Below are 24,592 nucleotides of genomic sequence, written 5' to 3'. Positions count from 1 at the left end.
TTGTGCCCGCCAGCGCGGACCAAACCAGAATTCGTTTTCTCGCTTATGCCGTCGCCAAGCCGAATTGTCCAGCGATTCCACGAGAGCCAAGGGTCATTTCAAGGCCATCTTGAAGCCCAGATGCGAAGGTTTGAAGCCAAGCCTTTCATAGAAACGATGGGCGTCTTTGCGTATCGCATTCGAGGTCAATTGCACAAGGCGCACACCGCGGCCTTTTGCCTCGGCGATGGCGAATTCGATCATCCGCGCGCCGATCCCCTGCCCGCGCATATCGGAGCGCGTCTGCACCGCCTCGATGATCATCGCCGAGGAGCCGCGGCCGGTTAACGAGATCGTCAGCATCGTCTGGAACGTACCGACGACCTCGCCGCCGCGCTCGGCAATGTAAAGCGTCTGGTTGGGCGAGGCCTCGATGGCTGTGAAAGCCCTGACATAATCGACAAAGGCCTCAGGATCCGTCGTATCGCCGTGACCGCCGAGCGCATCGGCGGCAAAGATTGCCACGAGGGCCGGGAGATCGTCCTTTCGCGCCTGACGAACGAGAATATCAGGCACCCCGACCTGCATGGCTCAGTGCCCCTCGAGCGGTTTTTCCAAGATCAGCGCCGGAATGCCGGATTGCCCGGGCGCGCTATACTCGTTGCGTCCGACCTCGGTGAAGCCGTGCGCATGGTAGAAGGCGATGGCCGCCGCATTTTGCGGCTCGACTTCGAGACGCATGATTTCCGCATCGGGAAAGCAGGTTTCGAGTTCAGCGAAGATGTCGCGGCCGATGCCCTGGCGCTGCAGCGTCGGGCTGACATAGAGCAGATGCAGCATGACCGTTTTCGTCAACGCCTGCGACATCGCCGCATACCCCACGCCGCCGAACTTGCGGCCGTCGTCGGCAACGAGGAACTCGGCATCTTTGCGCGCCAGGCGCGCCTTCAGCGCCGCCGGTGTGAAAAGATGGGCGATCAGCTCGTCCACCTTGGTCTTGCCATGCAGGTCGTCATAGGTGGCGTGAAAGCTCTCCACCAGAAGAGCGCGAACCTTCTCCAGGTCGCCCTCGCCGGCGGTGCGGACGAAATACACCGCTTATTCCTCGATGCCGAGCTTTGCCTTGACCAGCGCCTGGACGGCCTGCGGATTGGCTTTGCCACCGGTCGCCTTCATCACCTGGCCGACAAACCATGCGGCCATGGTCGGCTTCGCCTTGACCTTTTCCACCTGATCGGGATTGGCAGCGATGATCTCGTCGACGGCCTTTTCGATCGCGCCGGTATCCGTCACCTGCTTCATGCCGCGCGCTTCGACGATTTCGGCGGGGTCGCCGCCTTCGGTCAGCACGATCTCGAAGAGGTCCTTGGCGATCTTGCCTGATATGGTTCCAGCCTTGATAAGGTCGATGATGGCGCCGAGCTGGGCCGGCGAGACCGGCGTTTGCTCGATGTCCTTGCCGGTGCGGTTCAGCGCGCCGAGCAGGTCGTTGATCACCCAGTTTGCCGCTGTCTTGCCGTCGCGGCCCGCGGCCACAGCCTCAAAATAGTCGGCGATCGCCTTTTCGGAGACAAGCACGGAGGCGTCGTAAACCGACAGGCCGAGCTCGCGCACGAAGCGCTCCTTCTTGTCGTCAGGCAGTTCCGGCAGATCGGCTGCCAGCGCCGTGACGAAGGCATCGTCGAATTCGAGCGGCAGCAGGTCCGGGTCGGGGAAGTAACGATAGTCGTGCGCATCCTCCTTGGAGCGCATCGAGCGCGTCTCGCCCTTGTTCGGGTCGAAGAGGCGCGTCTCCTGCTCGATCTCGCCGCCATCCTCGAGAATGCCGATCTGGCGACGGGCTTCATATTCGATCGCCTGGCCGATGAAGCGGATGGAGTTGACGTTCTTGATCTCGCAACGGGTGCCGAAAGCCTCGCCCGGGCGGCGGACGGAGACGTTGACGTCGGCGCGCATCGAGCCCTCGTCCATGTTGCCGTCGCAAGTGCCGAGATAACGCACGATCGAACGCAGCTTGGTCATATAGGCCTTGGCTTCGTCGGAGGAACGCATGTCGGGCTTGGAAACGATTTCCATCAGCGCCACGCCGGACCGGTTCAGATCGACATAGGACATGGTCGCATGCTGGTCATGCATCGACTTGCCGGCATCCTGTTCCAGATGCAGGCGCTCGATGCCGATCTCGATATCCTCGAACTGGCCCTGACGGTCCGGCCCGAGCGAAATGACGATCTTGCCCTCGCCGACGATCGGATCCTTGAACTGCGAGATCTGATAGCCCTGCGGCAGATCGGGATAGAAATAGTTCTTGCGGTCGAAGAGCGAGCGCTTGTTGATCCGAGCCTTGAGGCCGAGACCGGTGCGCACCGCCTGCTTGACGCATTCCTCGTTGATGACGGGCAGCATGCCGGGCATGGCGGCATCGACCAGCGACACGTTCGAATTCTGCGGCTTACCGAATTCCGTCGAGGCGCCGGAGAAGAGCTTCGAATTGGACAGCACCTGGGCATGAACCTCCATGCCGACAATGACTTCCCAGTCGCCGGTGGCGCCGGGGATGAAGCGTTTCGGATCAGGCGTGCGGACGTCGACAAGGGTCATCTGATACTCTTTGCAGGCTGTTCTTTTCCATTGGTGAGGTAAAGGAAATGGCGTGCCGGTGCAAGGCTTTCGCGGCGTTAGCAGCCGCCTATGGTCGCTTAAGGCCGAGACGCTGCTTTGCACCGGAGCGCGGTATGCTCCGATATGCGAAGCGACCGAAACGAGCTTCGACCGTCCCCGATTGTCGATACCGCAGTCCTCTCTATGTTTGTCTCAAAATACCGTTCGGACTTGAGGCCCTGACAATATGGAGGCTCGATTGAAGGATTATCTGCCCTATCTGGTCGGAACCCTCACGGGGGTGCTGGTCGCGCTCATCATTTCCGCCTTGTTGACGCTGCAGGGAACACCGCAGCTCATGCTTTTCGCACTGCTACCGGCTATCGGTGGCGCGATCGTCGAGCGCGTTTCCCAGCGCCGATCCCGCAAGTCATAGAAGCGTCATGGGAAGGCTGAAGGAGATCGTCATCGACTGCGACATCCCCTCGCGTGTCGCCCGTTTCTGGGCCGCGGCGCTCGATGGCTACGAAGTGATGCCTTATGACGATGCGGAGCTGGCCCGCCTTGCCGAGATGGGGCTGACACCTGAGACGGACCCGACCGTGATGGTCGACGGTCCCGGAACACGCCTCTGCTTCCACCTTCGCCAGGGAGAGCGCCCCGCCCGCAACCGTGTCCATCTCGACATCGCCGCTTCGGATCGCAGACAAGAAGTGGAACGGCTCTTATCCCTCGGCGCGACTTTCGTGCGTGAGACGGATGCCTACACGGTCTTGAATGACCCCGAAGGCAACAACTTCTGCGTCACCTCCGAATAGCCTCGCGTACGGCGCCCGGCGACATTTGCACATGCGCGCCGCAAGCACTCATCCGCCTTCTGCGGGGATTTGAAACCTCAGAATTCCTGTCCGTATCCGCCGCCGTCGGAGACGAGCTGCTTCGTCAGTCCGACGGAGGGTACGTCGCGGTCGAGCTTCGGATTATAGGCGACCGAGAGCCAATGGATGCTGTAGCCGTGCTTCCGAAAGAAACCGATCGCCTCGCTGTTGCCAGAGTGAGTCTGCATCGCCGCCTTCTCCAAGCCCTGTTCGGCGATCTCCTTTTCAATGCGCTCGAGGAGCGCCGAACCCAGCCCCTGTCGAGTGAAGACGGGGTCGATCCAGAAATCCGAGATGGTTTCATCCAGGCCCTCGCGCGCCGCCCAGCCGGCGACCTGGCCGTTCTGTTCGAGGACGGTGATGGTCAGCCAGTCGTTTTCCACGAAGTTGCGAAAGGCGCTACGCGCTGCGTCGATCATCGCGTCCGATTCGCCGATCGACGCCATCGCCTTTTGCCAGGCCCTCAGCCCGATCTCACTCAAAAGTTCCGCTTCCCCGTCGCGGGCATTGCGAATGTGGATCAACGACACCTCCGCGTTAGCCCACAACTAGACCATTGAGTCGCGGATTTTACCAGTGCCCCCAAAAGGATGACTGGTGGAAACCATGGTTTTCGACCGGTTTTGAACGACAAGGGCGCTCTTGACCGCTTTTTGCGACCTCAATACAAAACATTATCGAGGTGTTTATGTTGAACCTGCCTGAGACCCGGTAAAGGCCCTGCCCGCAAGTTTTCTTGCGCGCATGGGCCCGAAAAAACGAAGCCCTGACGTTCGATTGAGCGTCAGACCGTTTTTGTGCGCCCTGCCGGGCGCAATACCGGATCTCAACACATGGATATTTCCCGCACGGATCAGCGCATCCTGCATCTCATGGCCCAAGGCGGCCGCATCGAAATCACCCGCGACGACGACAGGAAGATCGAGAACGTCAGTTGCTTCACCCGTGACGGCTGGCTCTATCCCGGCGTCGACCTCGATCTCTTCCGCAGGCTGAAGCGGCTGAAGGCGATCAAATCGTCTGGCGGCCAGCCCTACCGGATTACCGAAAGGGGGTTGAAGCTGGTCAGATCACAGCTGGACAACAGATAATAGGGCCATCAACCTGATCGCGCCTCAAACCGGCGCGGTCAGGGCACGGCCTCAAGCCTTCTGAGACAATACCGCTCGCATCGCCGACCATTCGTCGGCCATCGTGCCGGTGCCGCGCGTCTTGCCGGCGCGGCGATACCAGTAATCGGCATTCCAGTCGTCGCCCTCGATGCGGTGGCAGAGGGCATGGCCCCAGTCGAACGGCTGTTCGCCTTCATGGCGCTGACAGATATCGTGAACCGCCTGCCAATCCGCGCCCATGACGAAACCGCCTGCCGCCAGACGATCGATTGCCTCGATCAGTCGCACAAGATCACTATTCGCCATAAGACCTCATCTCCGATTTGGTCGATCAGCCAATTGCTTCTCCATATGCACCTTTTCGAGCGGAACGCCCATGCTCTTGGAGAATTCGACGCCATGCCAGATGATGGTGAAGCCGCAGCGTTCGTAGAGACGGATCGCGCGCTCATTCCTTGCATGTGTGTCGAGCCGGACCGTCGCCAGCCCTTCGGCCGCCATCAGCTCATATAAATACGACAGCAGAGCCCGGCCGACACCCTTGCCCTGAGAATACGGATGCACCCAGAGATCGGACACATAATTCCGTTCGCCTTCCCGTGCTGTCCAGCCGACGATCTCGCCCGCTTGTTCAGCAACGAAGATTTCGCCCTTCGTCTCATGTGGAAAGGCGGCGAACTCTTGCTGTACCTTGGCGATCACATGAGGATCGCGATAGCAATCCTCGAAGGCGCCGCCTGCGGCCCATGCGGCGAAGCCGACGGCACCGACCGCTTCGTGGTCGGCGGGGACTATCGTTCGGATCGTGAGATCCGTTACCACCACTTGGCCGGCGTAAACTTGCCGGCGGCCTGTTCGATGACGTAAGCGGTCTTGAAGAGAGTTTCCTCGTCGAAGGCCTTGCCGATCAGCTGCAGGCCGAGCGGCAGGCCCTTGTGGTCGAGGCCGGCAGGCACGGCGATGCCCGGCAGGCCAGCCATGTTGACCGTCACGGTGAAGATGTCGTTCAGATACATTTTCACCGGATCGGCGGCGAGGTTCTCGTCGGCGACGCCGAAGGCAGAGGATGGGGTGGCCGGGGTCAGGATGGCGTCGACACCGGCGTCGAAGGCGAGTTCGAAATCGTGCTTGATCAGCGTGCGGACCTTCTGGGCGCGGATGTAATAGGCATCGTAATAGCCGGCCGACAGCACATAGGTGCCGATCATGATGCGGCGCTTGACTTCCTGGCCGAAGCCGGCGGCGCGCGTCTTCTCGTACATGTCGACGATATCCTTGCCGTCGACGCGCAGGCCGTAGCGCACGCCGTCGTAGCGCGCCAGATTCGAGGAGGCCTCGGCGGGGGCGACGATGTAATAGGCCGGAAGCGCATATTTGGTGTGCGGCAGCGAAATATCGACGATCTCGGCGCCGGCATCCTTCAGCCAGGCAATGCCCTGGCGCCACAGGGTCTCGATCTCCTCGGGCATGCCGTCGACGCGATATTCGTTCGGGATGCCGATCTTCATGCCCTTCAGCGACTGGCCGAGGGCTGCCTCATAATCCGGCACGGGCAGATCGACCGAGGTCGTGTCCTTGGCGTCAACGCTTGCCATCGACTTCAAAAGGATCGCGGCATCGCGCACGTCGCGGGCGATCGGACCGGCCTGATCGAGCGAGGACGCGAAAGCCACGGTGCCCCAGCGCGAGCAGCGGCCATAGGTCGGCTTGATGCCGACCGTACCGGTGAAGGCAGCCGGCTGGCGGATGGAGCCGCCGGTATCGGTTGCGGTGGCGCCGGCGCAAAGATGCGCGGCGACGGCGGCGGCCGAGCCGCCGGAGGAGCCGCCCGGAACGAGCTGCTGGTTGGAGCCCTCAGCCCGCCAGGGATTGATCACCGGGCCGTAATAGGAGGTCTCGTTGGACGAGCCCATGGCGAATTCGTCCATGTTCAGCTTGCCGAGCATAACGGCGCCGTCGTCCCAAAGGTTCTGCGTGACGGTTGATTCATAACGCGGCTCGAACCCATCGAGGATATGGCTGCAGGCCTGGGTGTGGACACCGACGGTGGCGAAGAGATCCTTGATGCCGAGCGGAATGCCTTCGAGCTCGCCCGCCGTGCCGGCGGCGATGCGCTCGTCCGATTTCCTGGCCATGACGCGGGCCAGATCCGGCGTGACCTTCACATAGGCGTTCAGCCGCTCATTGGCCGCATCGATCGCCGCGATGTAAGCGTCGGTCAGTTCGAGTGCGGTGATTTCCTTGGCGCGCAGCTTCCGGCGGGCTTCGGCAATGGTCAGGCTGGTAAGTTCGCTCATCGTGTTTTCGCTTCAGATCTTAAATGGCAACAGGGTCGGAAAGAGGCTTGTGGCGCCCTATTCGACGACTTTCGGCACCAGGAAGAAATCGTGGTCGGTGACCGGTGCGTTAGCGACGATATCGGCCGCCTTGTTGCCATCGGTCACCTCGTCGGTCCGCTTCTTCATCGCCATCGGGGTGACCGACGTCATCGCCTCGACGCCGTCGACATTGACTTCGGAGAGCTGCTCGACGAAGCCCAAGATGCCGTTCAGCTCGCCGACCATGCGGTTTGCCTCGTCCTCGGAGACGGCAATACGGGCGAGTTTGGCGACGCGCTTCACGGTGGCAAGATCGACGGACATGGCATTCTCCGGATAGGATTTTTCCTATCGCTATAAAGGCCATGTCCGCCCGGTGCAACGGGGTTTCGTCAGATCGACAGGCTCTCGGCAGGCTTCAGCGCCTTCACCTCAGTCTTCGATCCCTCCATGCCGTCAATGAACTTATCGGCCGTCTGATCGATGATCGGGAAGGTGCCGAAATGACAGGGGATCGCGGTCTTGAAGCTGAAGTAACGCTGGCAGGCGAGTGCCGCCACTGCGCCGCCCATGGTGAAGCGGTCGCCGACCGGCACGAAGCCGATATCCGGCTGGTGCAGTTCGTTGATCAGCCCCATGTCGGAAAAGATATCGGTGTCGCCCATGGCGAAGATCGAGGCTTCGTCGTCGAAATGCAGCATCAGTCCGTTGGCGTTGCCAAGCGCATGCGAGACGCCGTCCTCGGTGATCTGGGCGGAGGAATGCAGCGCATTGGTGAAGGTCGCCGAGAAGCCGCCGAAGGTGATCGTGCCGCCGGTATTGCCCATTTCGATCCTGTCGACGCCCTTGGAACCCAGCCAACCGGCGAGATCGGCATTGGCGAGAACGACGGCGCCGGTTTCCTTGGCGAGCGCGACCGTATCGCCTACATGGTCGCCATGGCCGTGCGTCAGCAGGATATGGGTGATGCCTGAAGAAACATCCTTGATGTCCTGGCCGGCAAAGGAAGCGTTATGATTGAGGAACGGGTCGAGCAGGATCTTCGCCTTTCCGGTCTCGATGCGAAAGGCGGAATGGCCAAGCCAGGTGATCTTCATAAAATCTCTCCTTACGTGATGCAAAATCTGATTTCGATGGTAAGGACATATCTCATGCGCCGGCGAAGGAAAGCGGCGGCGACTTCAATTTCTTTTGACGGGATGAAATGGCAATGACGGTGCTGACCATCGAGGAAATGGCCGCAACCCTCGCCCCCGGGAAGGCGATTGCCGGCCTCGATCTCGGCACCAAGACGATCGGGCTTTCGATGTCCGACCTCGGACGGCGTTTCGCCACGCCACGGCCGGTGATCCGCCGTGTCAAATTCACCATCGATGCGCAGGCGCTGCTGGGTTTCGCGGCAACGGAAAAGGTCGCGGGCTTCGTGATCGGCCTGCCGATGAATATGGACGGATCGGCGGGCCCGCGCGTGCAGGCGACGCGTGCCTTCGTACGCAACATGGAGCAGAAAACGGCGCTGCCCTTCGTCTATTGGGATGAGCGGCTTTCAACGGTTGCGGCCGAACGGACGCTGCTCGAAATGGACGTCTCGCGCGCCAAACGCGCCGAACGGATCGATTCGGCCGCGGCCAGCTTCATTCTTCAGGGCGCGCTCGACAGACTTTCCTTGCTGGCAAGATCTGCAGGGGAGGAATTCAGCGCCTGACGCGCCTGCCACCAGGCAATGATCGACTTGCGCTTTCTGAAGCCAAGGAGGGCGAAGACGATGACACTGTCGACGGCGATTGCCCGGGCAACGAGCGGCGGGATAGCCTCCGGGGGCATGCCGAGCGCCTCGCCGTAGATCTGGAACGTCAGGTCATGGACCTGCCGTGTCAGCATGAAGATGCCGAAATTGATGTCGTAATAGGAGAGCCAGTACCATCCGCCCAGAAAGACGATGGGGCCGGCCCAGAAGATCAGAAACCACTTCATGCGGCCTCTCCTCCATGCTTGCGCGCGACGGGCAGATCGAGGGAGACCAACCAAGTCGACAATGCCATGGTGCAAAGCACCAGCGTCGGAATTGCAATATCCAGCGCCAGGAGCGCGAAGAACATCATTGCCGTCACCAAAAATGCGGCTTTGGCGATCTTGCTTCCCATGGATGTCAACTCGGGGACTTTCACTCGTACCATCTCTGCTGGTGTCACAGTGTCGGCTTAACCCGCCCCACGCAACGTAAACCATTCGTTAAGGTTAACGCCGCATCCGCCTCCTGTGGATAACGGAAATGTCAGCCATAGACGCCGCGAACGAGACGCTTCAGCGCCGTCGCCGCCTTCTCCCAGTCCTTTGATGTCTTGAGCGACAGGCCGGCGCATTGGCCGCCGGCGGACCCGGCAAGCACGAGATGCTGGATTGCAGCGATGACGACGGCATTGACAGCCGCCGCATCCACACCCTTCGGCGGCGCCAGCGAGCCGCGCATGCGATCCAGCCAAAGGGCGAGAGCCTTCGATCGTGCTTCGGAAAGGCGCCTCACCTGCTCGGTATTTTCCGATACCTCCCAGGCGAGGATGCGGCGCATCAGCGGATCATTTCTCAAGGCGTCGAGCAGAAGCAGCGCCAACCGCTCCATCAGATCGCCGTAAGTGAGCAGGAACATGCCGCCAGCATCTTCCGGAATGCGATCCCTCACCCATGTGCCGAGATCGGCGCCGATCGCCTCGACCAGACCGTCAAGGCCGCCATAATACCGGTAGATCAGTTGCTTGTCGCAACCGGCGCGGCGGGCGACGGCATTGATGCCGAAATTCTGGAAGCCTTCTTCCGCCAGCAGGCCCTTTGCGGCGGCAAGGATGGCGCGCTCGGTGGCGCCGCGATCGCGCACCCGCCGTTCCGGCTCGCCACCGGCGCCGGGCGAACTATCAAGATTTATTGCTTCATTCAGCATGACCGACCCTTCCCCGCTGTCACCAATCGGTGAGTAGCGGGGAGGCTTCCTCCGATCAATCCTATCCCTTTGGGAAGATTGTGGATATTTCGTTCGGCACGAATAATTCGGCTGCGAATGGCTGCTTGAGGCGGCCAAATCCCTTGAGAAATCTCGCCCCGACGGTTGATCGCGATGGACGAACCCGTCATAGCTGAATTATGAACAAAGCTAATATTCTCCGCTAAGGCCCTGCAATGGTGAACTATATCGAAGCCTCTTCCGCGCCGCCGAAGAACACCGGCGCCATCCGGCTTTACGACACGCAAGCATTCGAAGGCATGCGCAAGGCATGCCAGCTGACCGCCCGCTGCCTCGATGCGCTGGCCGATATCGTCAAGCCCGGCCTGCTGACCGATGAGATCGACCGGTTCGTCTTCGATTTCGGCATGGACCACGGCGCCTATCCGGCGACGCTGAACTATCGCGGCTACACCAAGTCGACCTGCACGTCGATCAACCATGTGGTCTGCCACGGCATTCCGAACGACAAGCCGCTGCGCGAAGGCGATATCGTCAATATCGACGTCACCTTCGTGCTCGACGGCTGGCACGGCGATTCCAGCCGGATGTATCCCGTCGGCACCGTCAAGCGCGCCGCCGAGCGACTGCTCGAAGTGACCTATGAATCGCTGATGCGCGGCATTGCCGCGGTCAGGCCGGGCACCCGCACCGGGGCGATCGGCGAAGCGATCCAGACCTATGCGGAGGCCGAGCGCTGTTCGGTGGTGCGCGATTTCTGCGGCCACGGCGTCGGCCGGCTGTTCCATGATTCACCGAACATCCTGCATTACGGCCGCGCCAATGAAGGGCCCGAACTGCGTGAAGGCATGATCTTCACCATCGAGCCGATGATTAATCTCGGCCGGCCGCATGTGAAGGTGCTGGCCGACGGCTGGACGGCGGTGACCCGCGACCGCTCGCTTTCGGCACAATACGAACATACGGTCGGCGTCACCGCCGACGGCTGCGAGATCTTCACGCTGTCACCTGCTGGGCTCGACCGGCCCGGACTGCCGTCGCTTGCCAGGTGACGATCCGATGGCGAAGGGGCCTGCTGCAACATCTTCTGACGACGAGCTGCCTTTCGCGACTGAAGAGCCTGTTGCCGACGAACGTTCGTTCTTCGGCGGCCGGCCGCAAAACCCAACCGTGCCGAATGCCCGGACCGCCCTGCCCGCCTCGCTCTCCGCACCGGAACATTACCACGGTCATCGCGAGCGGCTGCGTGACCGCTTCCGCGAGCAGGGCGACACGGCGCTGGCCGATTATGAAATCCTCGAGCTCCTGCTTTTCCGCCTGATCCCGCGGCGCGACACCAAGCCGATCGCCAAGGCGCTGATCGAACGCTTCGGCTCACTTTCCGGCGTTTTTGGCGCGCCGGCGGCGTTGCTGACCGAGGTCAAAGGCGTCGGCGAGAATGTAGCCCTCGACCTGAAACTGATCTCGACGGTGGCCCACCGGACGTTGAAAAGCGAGATCAGAAGCAAACAGGTGCTCTCCTCCTGGTCCTCGGTCATTCAATACTGCCACGCCGCCATGGCGCACGAGACCCGCGAACAGTTCCGCATCCTCTTCCTCGACAAGCGCAACGTGCTGATCGCCGACGAGGTACAGGGCCGCGGCACGGTCGACCATACGCCAGTCTATCCGCGCGAAGTGGTCAAGCGCGCGCTCGAGCTTTCGGCAACAGCGATCATCCTCGTCCACAACCACCCCTCCGGCGACCCGACGCCCTCTCGCGCCGACATCGACATGACGAAGGTGATCATCGAGGCGGCCAAGGCGCTCGACATCACCGTCCACGACCACATCATCATCGGCAAGGACGGACATGTCAGCCTCAAGGGGCTGAAGCTGATCTGAGAAGCAAGGCTGGAGTTGACAGCAGTCGGTGGCGCGCGATTGTATGCAATCTGCGCTCCATTCGCTGAACAATGCCCGCTGGGGATACCGAGAAGATGAAGCTCCATGACGATCCGCAGCGGTAACATTGATCGATCGACCCGGCTCTGCCGCGGCGTGCTCTGCCTCGACGACTTTGAAATGAAGGCACGGCGACATTTGCCGAAGCCGCTGTTCGGTTACATCGCCGGCGCGACCGAGACCAATGCGTCGCTGCGGCGTAACGCCGAGGCCTTCCAGGCCTATGCCTTCCGGCCTCGGGTCCTTCGAGACGTCTCGACGCGCAGCACCGAGACGAGCCTCTTTGGCAAGACCCACGCCGCCCCGTTTGGCATCGCGCCGATGGGGATCAGCGCGCTGATGGCCTATCGGGGGGACATCGTGCTCGCGCAAGGCGCGGACCAATCGGGAATCCCGATGATCATCAGCGGCTCGTCGCTTATCCCCTTGGAAGAGATCGCTGCGGCTTCGCCACAAGCATGGTTTCAGGCCTATCTGCCCGGCGAACCCGATCGTATTGATGCCCTCATCGATCGCGTCGGTGCGGCCGGCATCGACACGCTTCTGCTGACCGTGGACACTGCCACGCTGCCCAACCGCGAAAACAATGTCAGGGCTGGATTTTCGACGCCTTTGCGTCCCGGCCTCCGCTTGGCATGGCAAGGCATCTCGCATCCCCGCTGGACCACCGGCACATTGCTGCGCACGATCGCCCGGCACGGCATTCCGCATTTTGAAAATTCCTATGCCACAAGAGGCGCGCCGATCATCTCCTCCAACGTCATGCGCGATTTCGGCAGGCGTGACCATCTCAACTGGGCCCATTTGGAGCAGATCCGCAAGAGGTGGTCCGGCAAGCTCGTGGTCAAGGGGATCATGCATCCCGAAGACGCAGCACGGGCGGCCGATACCGGGGCGGATGGCGTGATCGTCTCCAATCATGGCGGCCGCCAGCTCGACGGCACCGCATCTCCCCTTCAGGTCCTTCCGGAGATTGCGGCACGCGTCGGAGACAGCATTGCCGTCATGATCGACGGCGGCATCAGGCGGGGAACTGATATCATGAAGGCGCTGGCGCTGGGGGCCCGTTTCGTGTTCGTCGGCAGGCCGTTCCTCTATGCCGCAGCCGTCGCGGGGCTGCCGGGCGTGCTGAAGGCGGCGGATATCCTGACGGCGGAACTGCATAGCAATATGGCGTTGCTCGGCGTTACCAAGGTGGGCGATATTTCTGCGGACTACATCACCCGCGCATGAAAAGCCGTCGCGTGCTGACATCGATAGGACGAAGCTGATCATCGACGCGGTGAAAGCACTTGATATCATCGTCCACGACCAGATCATCATCGGCAAGAACGGCCATGTCGCCTGAAGATGCTGAAGCTGATAAAACACAGGTCCGGCTGAATCGGCGGTCGTAAAACAATCTGTAACATTGACCGGCTACCGATGAGGCGCGACATTTTTGTCGCAAATGATTCCATTCCAATCCGGGGCTTGATGATGTTTCAGTACGATCTCGTTGTGGTGGGTAGCGGTCCTGCGGGGCGCCGCGGCGCGATCCAGGCTGCCAAGCTCGGCAAGAAAGTGCTTGTCATCGAGCAGGGTAAGCGCGTCGGCGGTGTGTCCGTCCATACCGGCACCATTCCCTCGAAGACGCTGCGCGAGACCGCGCTCAATCTTTCCGGCTGGCGCGAACGCGGTTTTTACGGCCGATCCTACCGCGTCAAGCAGGAGATCAGCGCCGAAGATCTGCGCCGTCGCCTGCTGATTACGCTCAACCATGAAGTGGAAGTGCTGGAGCATCAGTTCGCCCGCAATCGTGTGCACCATATGCGCGGCAGGGCGAGCTTCGTCGATACGTCGACGCTGCAGGTCATCAAGGATGACGGCGAGATCACCCAGGTCAGCGCCGCCAGCGTGCTGCTCGCCGTCGGCACCAAGCCGTTCCGCCCCGATTACATGCCCTTCGACGGCAAGACGGTCCTCGACAGCGACGAACTGCTCGACATCGAGGAGCTGCCGCGCTCGATGATCGTCATCGGCGCCGGCGTCATCGGCATCGAATACGCGACGATCTTCAGCGCACTCGACACCGCCGTCACCGTCATCGACCCCAAGGCGACGATGCTCGACTTCATCGACAAGGAAATCATCGAGGACTTCACCTATCAGCTGCGCGACCGCAACATGAAGCTACTGCTCGGCCAGAAGGCCGACAAAGTTGAGAAGCTCGAAAACGGCAAGGTCGAGCTGACGCTCGATAGCGGTCGGCGCCTGACCACCGATATGGTGCTCTTCGCCGCCGGCCGTATGGGGGCGACCGACATGCTGAACCTTGAGGCCATCGGCCTCGAAGCCGACAGCCGCGGCCGCCTCAAGGTCAACCCGGAGACGTTTCAAACATCGGTTGCCAACGTCTACGCCGCCGGCGACGTCGTCGGCTTTCCGAGCCTCGCCTCGACCTCGATGGAACAGGGCCGCATCGCCGCGCGCGTAGCGATCGGGGCGGTTGCCAAGGAGCCGCAGAAATATTTCCCCTACGGCATCTATGCCGTGCCGGAGATTTCGACTTGCGGCCTGACCGAAGAGGAAATGAAAGAGCGCGGTATTCCCTATGAATGCGGTATTGCCCGCTTTCGCGAGACCTCGCGCGGCCACATCATGGGTCTCGACACCGGACTTCTGAAGCTGATCTTCTCGCTGAAGACGCGCCGCCTGCTCGGCGTGCATATCGTCGGCGAAGGCGCCACCGAGCTGGTGCATATCGGCCAGGCGGTGCTCAATCTCAAAGGCACGGTCGAATATTTCGTGGAGAACACCTTCAACTATCCGACGCTCGCCGAAGCCTACAAGATCGCCGGGCTCGATGCTTGGAACCGGATGGGCGACATCAAGTCGGAACTGTAGCCGCACGGCGACAGAGCAGCCATCTCAATCCCGCCACCTGAAGGGCGCCGAAGGCATTGCGCATCATTTCCCTGAACGCATGGGGCGGCAGGCTGCATGAAGCCCTGATCGATTATGTCAGGCAGTCCGATGCTGATGTGCTGTGCCTGCAGGAGGTGCTGCGGGCGCCGGATCCTGGTTCCGGATGGCCGATCTATCGCGATTCGGGGCTGGAGCTGCCGCAGCGCGCCAATCTGTTTGCGGAGATCAGCGCCGCCCTGCCCGGCCATGACGGCTTCTTCTGCCCGACATCGCGAGGCACGCTCTTCGACGGCGATGCCGCCATTGTCGCCGAATTCGGGCTGGCGACCTTCGTGCGCAAATCGCATTCCGTCATCGCCCAGGCGATAGACTTTGACAGTGCGACCTTTAGGATCCTCGCCCGATTAGGTCTTTCCGATCTCGTCACCGGAAACGGCCTTGTCGATACGCGGACCTCCTACTATCTGAAGCAAGGCCGCTTTGCCGACTACATGCTGGTGACGCCGGAGGTGAAAATTGCCAAGTTCGAGGTGGTGGCGAGCCCCGAGGTCTCCGACCACCGCGCATTGCTGCTCGATATCGTGTAGTATATTGAGGAACGGCGCGCGCCGCCCAAACTTTTGCGCGCAATGTACGATTTTACGCCTTAGGTTGAACCGTGATCAATCGCATTAATACGCCGTGCCTGATTTGTGCCCTCAACGCCATTTTGCCTCCGGGCAGACGTTTCTAAAGAAAGATAGATACTCTTGTCCCATGCTTTGGAAGCCGCACGCAGACGTTTTCAGCTCATCCTGATCAAGCCGTCGCATTATGATGACGACGGCTACGTCATCCGCTGGTGGCGGGCGATGATCCCTTCCAATTCACTCGCAGCTCTCTACGGCATCGCCGCCGAATGCGCCGAGCGCCAGGTGCTCGGGCCCGATACCGCAATCGATATCACCGTCATCGACGAGACCAATACGCGGATCGATTTCCCCAGGCTGCTCGCCCAGTTCAAGCGCCACGGCAATTTCGGCATGGTCGCGCTGGTCGGCGTCCAGTCAAACCAGTATCCGCGCGCGCTCGATATCGCCCGCCCCTTCCGTGATGCCGGCCTGCCGGTTTCGATGGGCGGCTTTCATGTATCCGGCTGCCTGTCGATGCTCGACGGCAAGGCGGTCGGGCTCGACGCCTGCCGCGACATGGGCATCTCGATGTTCGCCGGCGAGGCCGAGGGGCGGCTGGACATGGTGTTGCGCGATGCCGCCAACGGCGAGCTGAAGCCCCTCTACAATTTCATGAACGACCTTCCCGGCATCGGCGGCACACCGGTTCCCTTCCTGCCGAAGGACAATATCCAGCGCACGCTCGGCCTCAGCACCAGCTTCGATGCCGGGCGCGGCTGTCCTTACCAGTGCTCGTTCTGCACCATCATCAACGTGCAGGGACGCAAGTCGCGCTTCCGCTCGGCCGACGATGTCGAAAAGCTGGTGCGGATGAACTGGGCGCAGGGCATCCACAAATTCTTCATCACCGACGATAATTTCGCCCGCAACAAAGATTGGGAAGCGATCTTCGACCGGTTGATCGAGCTCAAGGAGCGGGACGGAATTCCGCTCGGCCTGATGATCCAGGTCGACACGCTCTGCCACAAAATCCCGAACTTCATCGAGAAATCCCGGCGCGCCGGCGTCACCCGCGTGTTCATCGGTCTTGAAAACGTCAATCCGGACAATCTGACCGCCGCCAAGAAGAACCAGAACAAGATCACCGAATACCGCAAGATGCTGCTCGCCTGGAAGGCGCAGGGCATCATGACGCTGGCCGGTTACATTCTGGGCTTCCCCGCCGACACGCCGGAATCGATCCGCCGCGATATTGCGATCATTCAGGAAGAGCTGCCGCTCGACGTCATCGAATTCTTCATCCTGACGCCGTTGCCGGGTTCCGAGGACCATCAGGTCCTGTGGAAGAAGGGCGTCGAGATGGATGGCGACCTCAACATCTACGATGTCGAGCACGTCTGCACTGCGCATCAGAAGATGAGCAAGCAGGAGTGGGAGGACATCTACCACGAGGCCTGGTCGCTCTATTATTCGCCTGATCATATGAAGACGCTGCTGCGCCGCGCTGTCGCGACCGGGGTGCCGCTCGCAAGGCTCGTCAAGGTTCTCGTCTCCTTCGCGACCACCGTTCCGCTGGAAAACGTGCATCCGCTGCAGAGCGGCCTCATGCGCCTGAAGACGCCGGCCGAGCGACGCCCGGAACTGCCGCGCGAAAACCCGCTGGTCTTCTGGCCGCGCTTTGCCTGGGAAACTTTGAGCAAACATGCTTCGCTCGCCGGCACGATTATCGGCCTGACAATTTCGGCATTCCTGATTTCGTGGGATGCCAAATCGAAGAGCTACACGGATCAGGCTCTGACGCCGGTCGCCGACGACGAGGAAGAGACGCTCAGCCTCTTCACCAAAACCGCCGGGGGAGCGGCGGCCGTCAGCCATGTCCGGAAAGTCGCGGAGCTGACACGGCATTGAGCTGCAATCCCGGCAACGGCGGCTGACGCCCTGTTGGCCGGAAATCACCGGAGACGTCAAAGGCGAAGCCTGGCGCTCCGACTTTGACCGGCGACTAAGCCACTCGGATCATTTGGCTGGTCTCAGCCACCTGCAGGGTATCGAGAAATTCCACGATCTTCACTGGTTTGCCGCCACTGAAATGGATCTTGTCGATGAACTCGGTGCGGAAGCGCACCCCTGACGGGATATGTCGGACCTCGCCTTCACGATGCGCAACGACCACCTCATGGTCCTCATCGGCATACATCCCAGCTGTCCTCATGCCGGACAGATCCCAGTCATTGATCAGCTGCGTAATCGCTTGGCGAAAGGCAGGTCCGCCTGTTTCAGTAGAAAAAGGCGCCATCCGCGTATTGCCGACAATGCGAAAGGTGCAATTCTCGCCGAGCAGCGCCAGCGTGCCCTCGATATCGCCGCGACCACGCACAGCATAGATTTCCTCTACCAGCTTTTTCATCTCATGCGTTGAAGTCATTTTCCGGTCCTCCCATTCCCCCGTAAAATCTGCCTTGAATACTACTTCATTTCAACTCTTTGTTGTTGCATTCAAGACAAGACCACGAAGACGGCATTGGAGAATGAACCGTCCGGATGATCCGAAAAAACAAAAGGCCCCGCGCGATGGCGGGGCCTTTCCAAGCTTCAGAACTGAAAAGCGATTATTCGGCGCTTTCGTCGGCTGCCTTCTTCTTCGGAGCAGCCTTCTTCTTCGGAGCGGCTTCCTCGCCTTCAGCGGCGTCGGCAGCTTCGGCCTTGGCGGCAGCCTTCTTCTTCGGCCCCGCCTTCTTGGTGTCAGCCTTGGCCTCGCCTTCTCCCTCGGCGAGCAGTTCTTCCTTCGTCACCTTCTTGTCGGTGACGTCGATTTCGGTCAGCAGGTGATCAATGACCTTCTCTTCGAAGATCGGGGCGCGGATCGAGGCGGCGGCGCCCGGCTGGCTGCGGAAGAATTCGAGGATCTGCTTTTCCTGGCCGGGATACTGGCGCAGCTGATCGTAGATGGCGCGCTGCATTTCGTCTTCGGTCACTTCGACGCCGGCCTTTTCACCGATCTCGGAGAGAACGAGACCGAGGCGGACGCGACGCTCGGCGAGCGTCTTGTATTCCTCACGCGCCTTCTCTTCGGTCGTGTCTTCGTCCTCGAAGGTCTTGCCCGACTGGGCGAGGTCGTTGTTCACCTGGCTCCAGATGCCGTTGTATTCGGCGTCGACGAGCGAAGCCGGAGTGTCGAACTTGTACATCTCGTCGAGCTGGTCGAGGATCTGACGCTTCAGCTTCTGGCGGGTCAGCGAGCCGTACTGCGATTCGATCTGGCCACGGACGATCTCCTTCAGGCGGTCGGCGGATTCGATGCCGAGCTTGGAGGCGAGTTCGTCGTTGATCTCGACAGCGCCGGGGGCTGCAACATCCTTGACCGTGATGTCGAAGGTCGCGTCCTTGCCAGCGAGGTTCTTGGCCGGGTAGTCGGCCGGGAAGGTCACGGTGATGGTCTTCTCTTCGCCGGCCTTGACGCCGACGAGCTGGTCTTCGAAGCCCGGGATGAAGCGGCCGGAACCGATCACCAGCTCGGCGCCCTGGTCGGTGCCGCCTTCGAAGGCTTCACCGTCGACCTTGCCGACATAATCCATGGTGACGCGGTCGCCGTTGGCGGCCTTGCCGGTTTTGCTTTCGTAGGAACGGGCGCTTTCGGCAACCTTCAGGACCTGCTCGTTGACTTCGTCATCCGAGATGTCGATGACTTCGCGCGTGACCTTGATGCCCTTGACCGACTTCAGCTCGATCGGCGGCAGCACTTCATAGGAAAGGGTGAATTCGAAATCCTGCTGGGCGGAGAGGATCTTGTCGGCTTCGTCCTTGTCTTCCGTCATGGCGATTTCCGGCTGCGTGGCCGACTTTTCGCCGCGGCTGGACAGGATGGCGGACGGCTGTTCGCGGACGATCTCGTTGACGAGTTCGGCCATGATCGACTTGCCATAGACCTTCTTCAGGTGAGCTGCGGGGACCTTGCCCGGACGGAAGCCGTTGATGCGAACCTTGTCCTTCACATCGGCAAGACGCGCATTCATCTTGTCTTCCATGTCCTTGGCCGGGATAACGACCTTGATTTCGCGCTTCAGCCCTTCAGCGAGCGTTTCGATAACCTGCATGTCTTCCTACCTTCATGTCGTGGCGGCCGTGCCCAGACGCCGTTCGTTTCGATGAGCACGACGCCGGCTGCGTGCCGCGCGTGGCTTTTCCCAATTCCTGTATCATTCCGCCAAAAAGGGGAACGGCACTCACTTCCGAGTATTCGGAACAACCTTCGGTCATTCGGGGACAACTAAGATCTTAGTCTCCCCCTGCAAACAGCCTGGTGCGGGTAGAGAGACTTGAACTCCCACGCCTTGCGGCACCAGAACCTAAATCTGGCGTGTCTACCAATTTCACCATACCCGCGTCCACAGAACCGCATGCCTATGCCTGCGCATGAGGCCTTCCGGAGCGCGGCGTCTCTATATCACCCGATTTGGTCGAGGCAAAGGAAAAATGAACGGCAAATGACAAGGGATTTAAGGTCTCCAGCCGCCCTGCTCCGAAGGCTTGCGGGATCAGTAAAGCGGCTCGTCGTAAACCGGCTTGCCGTCAACGAGCAGACTGCGAATCTGCGCGCTTCCGTCAGGCGAAACGCGCACCGCTATGGCGACATTGCCATCATTGCGCGCCTCCTCCAGCGGTTTACCCTGACCTTCGGGGACGTAATAGCGCTCGATGCCGTATTCGACGCGGATGCTGTCACCCGCAGCCAGTCCGCCGCTATAGAATGGCTGGCTGCGCAGGATCACCGTTTCCGGCTGACGCGGCAGCGTCTGGAAGGACGATTCGGTCACCGTCCAAAAACCGTCCCCCTGCTTCTTCAACCGGACCCACAGCGTGCGTTCGCCCGGCTCCGCCGGAATGCCGCCGGAAACTGTCTGCACCGGCACAGTGGAAATGTCGTAGTTCAGGACGACATAATCGCCGCGCAGGAAATCACGCGGATCGACCGGGGCCGTCTTCAGCAGCACTTCGGTGCCGTTGGTGAGAATCGACGCCCGGCTCTGGATGATCGTGCCGAGGATCACAGTCTGCAGGCCGGCGACGATGATTGCCGAAAGCAGGTAGCCCTTGCCGGACTGCAGCCGTGCCATCAACGAGCTCATGCGAGCTCCTCCCGTGCATTTGCCGAAAAGCGCCGCTCGAGACGGATGACGATCCATGCGACCAGCGCAACCACGAGACCGGAAAACAGGAAGAGGCTCGACGTGCCGAGGATCGAGCCGACGGTCACGGAAGCGAGATAGAGCATCTCTGCAGCGAAGGCCGTATAGGCAAGGTAACGCACGGCACCGTTGTTCCTGCCATGCAGCGCGATCGCCAGCACGGCGGCGGCAAGTGTCGCCAGACCGAGCACCACCAGCCGCCATCCCTGCTCTATCTCGATATGCAGCAGCAGCAAGCCGATCGCCGCGACGAGGAAGCTGTAGAATGCCGGGGCCGCGCCGGCACTCCTGACCAGTGGCGCGATACGGGGATGCGGCAACGCCGTCAGCACGAAAACCGCCATACCGCCGATGGCGAAGGCAAGCGCTACCGCCATCTCCTCATAAAGCGTGTAGAGCCATGCAAGCCAGCCGATCATCAGCAAATAGGCCAGATGACGAGCCCGCGCAGCGCCGGTGTAACGCACCAGCGCGATGACGATCACCGCCATAACAGGCGCCATCCAGGGATCAGGCCCGATCCAATGCGTGTCATTATTCTCGAGGTAAACGGCAAAGGAGGCCCAGGAGAGGAAGCCGGCGACGACCACCACAGCGCCCGAACGGAACAGGATCGCCGAGATCGTCGCGATGGCGAACCAGAGATACATCACCGTCTGCTGGTCGCCGGAGAGATGATACATCTGCCCGACCAGAGAAATGGCACCCCCGAAGCTCATCGCCCCGATGACCAGCAGGCCGCTTGCAGCGGCTGTCGCACCGCGTGCGAGCATCAGGGCGGCGGCGATATGCACCGCCCAGATCAGAGCGAGGATGGCGCCGACGCGGACGAGGCGCGGAATGGCTTCCCAATTGGAGGCGACGACCAGCAGAACGGCAGCAGCAAGCAGCACCGCCGCCAGCCCCATCAGCACCCGGCCGAGGCTGAAGCTGGCCGGGCGGCTGTCATATTCGGCGAGAAGCGCGCCGGCCGTTTCCTTTGCCAGCAGACCCTTGCCCACCCAGAGCGAGAGATCCCGCTCCAATCTGCCGCGATACATGATTCCACCCCTCAGTTTCGCGACGCTCGCCCGGCGCTGCGGCTTCGTCATTTATAGACGCAGCAGGCAGCTTCGCAAACGCCTCAGCGCTGAATATGCAAATTCCTCATTGGTCTAATTTGGGTCAGGTGTTAACCGGGCGCTAACGTCGGAACTGCTAACATCAGCATATGAAGGACGAGGTATGCGCGATCGGCATATCTCACATGTAATTATTGCACTGCAAAATATCAATTAGTCATACTATTTACCGACATATCGAAGCACGGGGGTGGCGCCCCGGCCCGGCACTGCCGGACGCCCGCGGATGGCTTTGTCCGTGACGAGATTCGCAGCCGCGCACTCCTCCTCCCAAGCGCGCCGCGATAGACTGGCGACACTCCTCCTCCCAGTTGCCAGTCACTATAATGCGCCCGCCGGATCCTCCCCCGGCGGGCGTTTTATTTGATGACGGCATACTACGTAAGTTCAAGGCGTTAGCACCTCGAGGCTGGTTGCGCTGCGCCACCGAGAAAACAAGGTTCACCGGATTTTTCTTCGCATCAAGCCGTGGCGCCGGATTCGTGATCGCGACGCTTTGCGGCGGCCAGACGCAATGACGGACAGGCTTGTCGAACCGGCACCGGATCACTTGCCCAGCGCGCAACTCGCCAGAGGCGGGTTTTCCTCATCGCAGCCCCTTCGCCACTTCAAAGCTCGAGTATTCGCTCAAGTGACTTTGCCTAATCGTTGACCAGAGTGCGGTAAGATTGTGTAAAGCATTGCATATCTCGCATAGGTGACCTGAAAACTTGGCTGTTTTCGTTCTTCGCGCCGCAACATATATTCCGGCCATCAAATAGAGGTCAGCGCCGATGGGTGGCTGCTGGCAGATCAAACCCTCGGAAAGGGGCTTAACATGAACATCACACGCTCTTTCAACAACTGGCGCAAGTATCGTCAGACGGTCACCGAACTCGGCCGCATGACCAACCGCGAATTGCATGACCTCGGCATCGACCGTTCGGACATCCATCGCGTCGCCCGCGAAGCTTCTTCGCGTTAATTCAAAGGTTTCTGCTTCCTCCCAAGCAGATCCCTCCAAGATTAAAACGCCCGCTGCACCACAGCGGGCGTTTTCTTTTTCGGCGATCGACGGTCGTCGCGGTTGCAGGATCTTCCGGGTTCCTTTGCCCGCTCAAAAAATGTTCACCGCTTATTTCTGAAGCATCATATTGCACATTTGCATGGCAGACGCCTTTTATTTGCACTGCACAATGAGAGGGTTTGCGCCTATATAAACATCAACCGCAGAGAGACAGGCGATCCCGCCGTCCAGCGGACATTTGTTCGAGGAAGATGACAATGAACCCGATCCGCATTGCAAAAAGCTGGCTCAGCTACCGCCGTACACTGAACGAACTCGGCAGCCTGTCGAACCAGACCCTTTCCGACATCGGCGTCAGCCGCTACGACATCCGCAATATTGCATCCCGCTCGTTCCGCTAATAGCGGGTAACCGGCACGATGCTTCAAGACGGCGCCATCAGGGCGCCGTTTTTGATTCGGGGGTGTTGGATCGCATCTGCCGACATGATATCAGCCCGGAATGAACACGATCTCCTATCCTCCTATTCACGTCGTCGGCGGCGGGCTTGCTGGTTCGGAAGCCGCTTGGCAGATCGCCAGCTCCGGCGTTCCCGTCATTCTGCATGAAATGCGAGGGGTGCGCGGCACGGACGCACATAAGACTGACGCTCTTGCCGAGCTCGTCTGCTCCAATTCCTTCCGGTCCGACGATGCGACCAGCAATGCCGTCGGCGTCATCCACGCCGAGATGCGCATGGCGGGCTCGCTGATCATGGCCGCCGCCGATCGCCACCAGGTGCCGGCCGGCGGCGCGCTGGCCGTCGATCGCGACGGCTTTTCTGAAGCCGTGACCAAGGCGATCCACGATCACCCGCTCATCACCGTCGTGCGCGAGGAAGTCACCGGCCTGCCGCCGCGCGACTGGGATCTTGCCATCGTCGCCACCGGGCCACTGACGGCGCCATCGCTCGCCAGCGCCATCCAGGCGCAGACGGGCGAGGATTCGCTCGCCTTCTTCGACGCCATCGCGCCGATCGCCTATCGTGACAGCATCGACATGGATATTTGTTGGTATCAGTCGCGCTACGACAAGGTCGGCCCCGGCGGCACCGGCAAGGACTACATCAACTGCCCGATGGACGAGGCGCAGTACAATGCCTTCGTCGATGCGTTGATAGCGGGCGACACCGTCGGCTTCAAGGAATGGGAAGGCACCCCCTATTTCGACGGCTGCCTGCCGATCGAAGTGATGGCCGAACGCGGCCGCGAGACGCTGCGCCACGGGCCGATGAAGCCGATGGGGCTGACGAACGCGCATAATCCGACAGTCAAGGCCTATGCCGTTGTGCAATTGCGCCAGGACAATGCGCTCGGCACGCTCTACAACATGGTCGGTTTCCAGACGAAGCTGAAATACGGCGCGCAGGCGGAAATCTTCCGGATGATCCCCGGACTGGAAAATGCCGAATTCGCCCGCCTCGGCGGTCTGCATCGCAACACCTACATCAACTCCCCGACCTTGCTCGATCCGTCGCTGACATTGAAATCGCGGCCCGGCCTGCGCTTTGCCGGCCAGATCACCGGCTGCGAGGGTTATGTCGAAAGCGCCAGCGTCGGGCTGATGGCCGGCCGTTTCGCCGCCGCCGAACGCAAGGGCGAAGCGATCTTGCTGCCGCCGGCAACGACCGCGCTCGGCTCGCTGCTCGGTCATATCACCGGCGGCCACATCGTCTCCGACGAGGAGCCCGGCAAACGGTCATTCCAGCCGATGAACATCAATTTCGGGCTGTTTCCGGAGCTTCAGCCGGGTTCGATCGTCAAGCCCGAGGGCGTGAAGCGTTTCCGCGGCAAGGACAAGACGATCATGAAACGGCAGTTGATCGCGCGTCGCGCGCTTGCTGACTGCGCCGCCTGGCTCGGCCAGACGCAGGGGGTTGCCGAAAGCGCCTCTGCATTATGCTGAAACCGTTTTTGGGCGTCTTTTCAAGCGCG

General features: G+C 60.8%; 29 protein-coding genes, 1 tRNA gene and 1 pseudogene. 14 read left to right on the top strand and 17 right to left on the bottom strand.

Going from position 1 to position 24,592, the window contains the following annotated elements:
- Window positions 1-93 precede the first annotated feature (93 nt).
- Genes N2597_RS07865 through gatB form a run of 3 tightly spaced genes read right to left on the bottom strand, consistent with a single transcriptional unit; the run spans window position 94 to window position 2,580 of the window.
- Window positions 94-567 carry a GNAT family N-acetyltransferase gene (locus N2597_RS07865; RefSeq protein WP_009995150.1) on the bottom strand — a complete coding sequence of 158 codons (474 nt, stop codon included), beginning with the start codon at window positions 565-567 and terminating at the stop codon, window positions 94-96.
- 3 nt (window positions 568-570) lie between these two features.
- A complete protein-coding gene (locus tag N2597_RS07860; protein ID WP_096764049.1) occupies window positions 571-1,074 on the bottom strand; it encodes a GNAT family N-acetyltransferase in 504 nt (167 codons plus the stop codon).
- A gap of 3 nt (window positions 1,075-1,077) precedes the next feature.
- On the bottom strand, window positions 1,078-2,580 hold the full coding sequence (gatB, locus tag N2597_RS07855) for an Asp-tRNA(Asn)/Glu-tRNA(Gln) amidotransferase subunit GatB (protein ID WP_077993918.1): 1,503 nt from the start codon (window positions 2,578-2,580) through the stop codon (window positions 1,078-1,080).
- Window positions 2,581-2,839: 259 nt separating this feature from the next.
- On the opposite strand from gatB, the gene N2597_RS07850 reads away from it, so the two are divergent.
- Both N2597_RS07850 and N2597_RS07845 read left to right on the top strand, forming a co-directional pair.
- On the top strand, window positions 2,840-3,016 hold the full coding sequence (locus N2597_RS07850; RefSeq protein ID WP_009991334.1) for a hypothetical protein: 177 nt from the start codon (window positions 2,840-2,842) through the stop codon (window positions 3,014-3,016).
- 7 nt (window positions 3,017-3,023) lie between these two features.
- Window positions 3,024-3,398: a VOC family protein gene (locus N2597_RS07845; protein ID WP_039619465.1), complete on the top strand. Its 375-nt coding sequence runs from the start codon at window positions 3,024-3,026 to the stop codon at window positions 3,396-3,398.
- Window positions 3,399-3,475: 77 nt separating this feature from the next.
- On the opposite strand, the gene N2597_RS07840 is transcribed toward N2597_RS07845, so the two are convergent.
- The gene (locus tag N2597_RS07840) at window positions 3,476-3,982 is read right to left on the bottom strand and encodes a GNAT family N-acetyltransferase (RefSeq protein WP_077993920.1); all 507 of its coding nucleotides are present in this window, start codon (window positions 3,980-3,982) and stop codon (window positions 3,476-3,478) included.
- A gap of 309 nt (window positions 3,983-4,291) precedes the next feature.
- Here N2597_RS07840 and N2597_RS07835 point away from each other — a divergent pair, with 309 nt between their 5' ends.
- On the top strand, window positions 4,292-4,549 hold the full coding sequence (locus N2597_RS07835; protein WP_039619461.1) for a YjhX family toxin: 258 nt from the start codon (window positions 4,292-4,294) through the stop codon (window positions 4,547-4,549).
- 51 nt (window positions 4,550-4,600) lie between these two features.
- Here the strand turns inward: N2597_RS07835 and N2597_RS07830 are convergent, their stop codons facing one another.
- From N2597_RS07830 to N2597_RS07810, 5 genes are all read right to left on the bottom strand, one after another.
- Window positions 4,601-4,876 carry a hypothetical protein gene (locus N2597_RS07830; RefSeq protein WP_077993923.1) on the bottom strand — a complete coding sequence of 92 codons (276 nt, stop codon included), beginning with the start codon at window positions 4,874-4,876 and terminating at the stop codon, window positions 4,601-4,603.
- Window positions 4,877-4,882: 6 nt separating this feature from the next.
- Window positions 4,883-5,395, bottom strand: a complete 513-nt coding sequence (locus N2597_RS07825; protein ID WP_077993925.1) for a GNAT family N-acetyltransferase — start codon at window positions 5,393-5,395, stop codon at window positions 4,883-4,885.
- Entirely contained in the window at window positions 5,386-6,867 is a 1,482-nt protein-coding gene (gene gatA, locus N2597_RS07820) for an Asp-tRNA(Asn)/Glu-tRNA(Gln) amidotransferase subunit GatA (RefSeq protein WP_077993928.1), read from the bottom strand. The genes N2597_RS07825 and gatA overlap by 10 nt, the downstream gene beginning before the upstream one ends.
- 57 nt (window positions 6,868-6,924) lie before the next feature.
- Window positions 6,925-7,212, bottom strand: a complete 288-nt coding sequence (gatC, locus tag N2597_RS07815) for an Asp-tRNA(Asn)/Glu-tRNA(Gln) amidotransferase subunit GatC (RefSeq protein WP_183596504.1) — start codon at window positions 7,210-7,212, stop codon at window positions 6,925-6,927.
- A 68-nt stretch (window positions 7,213-7,280) separates the two neighbouring features.
- The gene (locus N2597_RS07810; RefSeq protein ID WP_009992750.1) at window positions 7,281-7,985 is read right to left on the bottom strand and encodes a metal-dependent hydrolase; all 705 of its coding nucleotides are present in this window, start codon (window positions 7,983-7,985) and stop codon (window positions 7,281-7,283) included.
- A gap of 113 nt (window positions 7,986-8,098) precedes the next feature.
- Between N2597_RS07810 and ruvX the strand changes: the two genes are divergently transcribed.
- The gene (ruvX, locus tag N2597_RS07805) at window positions 8,099-8,593 is read left to right on the top strand and encodes a Holliday junction resolvase RuvX (RefSeq protein WP_106795652.1); all 495 of its coding nucleotides are present in this window, start codon (window positions 8,099-8,101) and stop codon (window positions 8,591-8,593) included.
- Here the strand turns inward: ruvX and N2597_RS07800 are convergent.
- The 3 genes from N2597_RS07800 to N2597_RS07790 all read right to left on the bottom strand — a co-directional run bounded on the left by N2597_RS07800 (window position 8,530) and on the right by N2597_RS07790 (window position 9,823).
- Window positions 8,530-8,862, bottom strand: a complete 333-nt coding sequence (locus tag N2597_RS07800; RefSeq protein ID WP_077993930.1) for a DUF6105 family protein — start codon at window positions 8,860-8,862, stop codon at window positions 8,530-8,532. The two genes, ruvX and N2597_RS07800, sit on opposite strands and share 64 nt — an antisense overlap.
- Complete coding sequence (locus tag N2597_RS07795) at window positions 8,859-9,032, bottom strand: hypothetical protein (protein WP_009994755.1); 174 nt, start codon at window positions 9,030-9,032, stop codon at window positions 8,859-8,861. Before N2597_RS07795 ends, N2597_RS07800 begins: the two co-directional genes overlap by 4 nt.
- Window positions 9,033-9,163: 131 nt before the next feature.
- A complete protein-coding gene (locus N2597_RS07790) occupies window positions 9,164-9,823 on the bottom strand; it encodes a TetR/AcrR family transcriptional regulator (protein ID WP_009994753.1) in 660 nt (219 codons plus the stop codon).
- 236 nt (window positions 9,824-10,059) lie between these two features.
- Here N2597_RS07790 and map point away from each other — a divergent pair, with 236 nt between their 5' ends.
- The 7 genes and pseudogenes from map (at window position 10,060) to N2597_RS07755 (ending at window position 17,214) form a co-directional block, all read left to right on the top strand.
- A complete protein-coding gene (map, locus tag N2597_RS07785) occupies window positions 10,060-10,896 on the top strand; it encodes a type I methionyl aminopeptidase (protein ID WP_077993931.1) in 837 nt (278 codons plus the stop codon).
- Between the two features lie 7 nt (window positions 10,897-10,903).
- Window positions 10,904-11,728: a RadC family protein gene (radC, locus tag N2597_RS07780; RefSeq protein ID WP_077993932.1), complete on the top strand. Its 825-nt coding sequence runs from the start codon at window positions 10,904-10,906 to the stop codon at window positions 11,726-11,728.
- A gap of 105 nt (window positions 11,729-11,833) precedes the next feature.
- Window positions 11,834-13,021, top strand: coding sequence for an alpha-hydroxy acid oxidase (locus N2597_RS07775; protein WP_106795565.1), 1,188 nt, complete (start codon window positions 11,834-11,836; stop codon window positions 13,019-13,021).
- A 4-nt stretch (window positions 13,022-13,025) separates the two neighbouring features.
- Window positions 13,026-13,136: pseudogene (locus N2597_RS07770) on the top strand (JAB domain-containing protein); the annotation flags it as partial.
- Window positions 13,137-13,267: 131 nt separating this feature from the next.
- Entirely contained in the window at window positions 13,268-14,674 is a 1,407-nt protein-coding gene (gene sthA, locus N2597_RS07765) for a Si-specific NAD(P)(+) transhydrogenase (RefSeq protein WP_038692490.1), read from the top strand.
- Between the two features lie 56 nt (window positions 14,675-14,730).
- A complete protein-coding gene (locus N2597_RS07760; protein ID WP_183596507.1) occupies window positions 14,731-15,282 on the top strand; it encodes an endonuclease/exonuclease/phosphatase family protein in 552 nt (183 codons plus the stop codon).
- A gap of 162 nt (window positions 15,283-15,444) precedes the next feature.
- Complete coding sequence (locus N2597_RS07755) at window positions 15,445-17,214, top strand: B12-binding domain-containing radical SAM protein (RefSeq protein ID WP_077993934.1); 1,770 nt, start codon at window positions 15,445-15,447, stop codon at window positions 17,212-17,214.
- 94 nt (window positions 17,215-17,308) lie between these two features.
- Here the strand turns inward: N2597_RS07755 and N2597_RS07750 are convergent, their stop codons facing one another.
- From N2597_RS07750 to N2597_RS07730, 5 genes are all read right to left on the bottom strand, one after another.
- Window positions 17,309-17,731: a nuclear transport factor 2 family protein gene (locus N2597_RS07750; RefSeq protein WP_009996534.1), complete on the bottom strand. Its 423-nt coding sequence runs from the start codon at window positions 17,729-17,731 to the stop codon at window positions 17,309-17,311.
- Between the two features lie 184 nt (window positions 17,732-17,915).
- Entirely contained in the window at window positions 17,916-19,400 is a 1,485-nt protein-coding gene (gene tig, locus N2597_RS07745; protein ID WP_183596510.1) for a trigger factor, read from the bottom strand.
- 204 nt (window positions 19,401-19,604) lie between these two features.
- Window positions 19,605-19,689, bottom strand: a tRNA-Leu gene (locus N2597_RS07740).
- 152 nt (window positions 19,690-19,841) lie between these two features.
- Entirely contained in the window at window positions 19,842-20,432 is a 591-nt protein-coding gene (locus tag N2597_RS07735) for a GDYXXLXY domain-containing protein (protein WP_086156208.1), read from the bottom strand.
- Window positions 20,429-21,532, bottom strand: a complete 1,104-nt coding sequence (locus N2597_RS07730) for a DUF2157 domain-containing protein (RefSeq protein WP_077993941.1) — start codon at window positions 21,530-21,532, stop codon at window positions 20,429-20,431. Before N2597_RS07730 ends, N2597_RS07735 begins: the two co-directional genes overlap by 4 nt.
- An 898-nt stretch (window positions 21,533-22,430) precedes the next feature.
- Here N2597_RS07730 and N2597_RS07725 point away from each other — a divergent pair.
- The 3 genes from N2597_RS07725 to trmFO all read left to right on the top strand — a co-directional run bounded on the left by N2597_RS07725 (window position 22,431) and on the right by trmFO (window position 24,563).
- Entirely contained in the window at window positions 22,431-22,577 is a 147-nt protein-coding gene (locus tag N2597_RS07725) for a DUF1127 domain-containing protein (protein ID WP_004678838.1), read from the top strand.
- A gap of 299 nt (window positions 22,578-22,876) precedes the next feature.
- The gene (locus N2597_RS33705) at window positions 22,877-23,020 is read left to right on the top strand and encodes a DUF1127 domain-containing protein (protein ID WP_004678841.1); all 144 of its coding nucleotides are present in this window, start codon (window positions 22,877-22,879) and stop codon (window positions 23,018-23,020) included.
- A gap of 100 nt (window positions 23,021-23,120) precedes the next feature.
- On the top strand, window positions 23,121-24,563 hold the full coding sequence (gene trmFO / locus N2597_RS07715; protein ID WP_183596513.1) for a methylenetetrahydrofolate--tRNA-(uracil(54)-C(5))-methyltransferase (FADH(2)-oxidizing) TrmFO: 1,443 nt from the start codon (window positions 23,121-23,123) through the stop codon (window positions 24,561-24,563).
- Window positions 24,564-24,592 lie beyond the last annotated feature (29 nt).

It is taken from the genome of Rhizobium sophoriradicis, from assembly GCF_025200795.1.
GTDB lineage: Bacteria > Pseudomonadota > Alphaproteobacteria > Rhizobiales > Rhizobiaceae > Rhizobium > Rhizobium sophoriradicis.
This window is presented reverse-complemented; position numbering and strand designations above follow the sequence as displayed.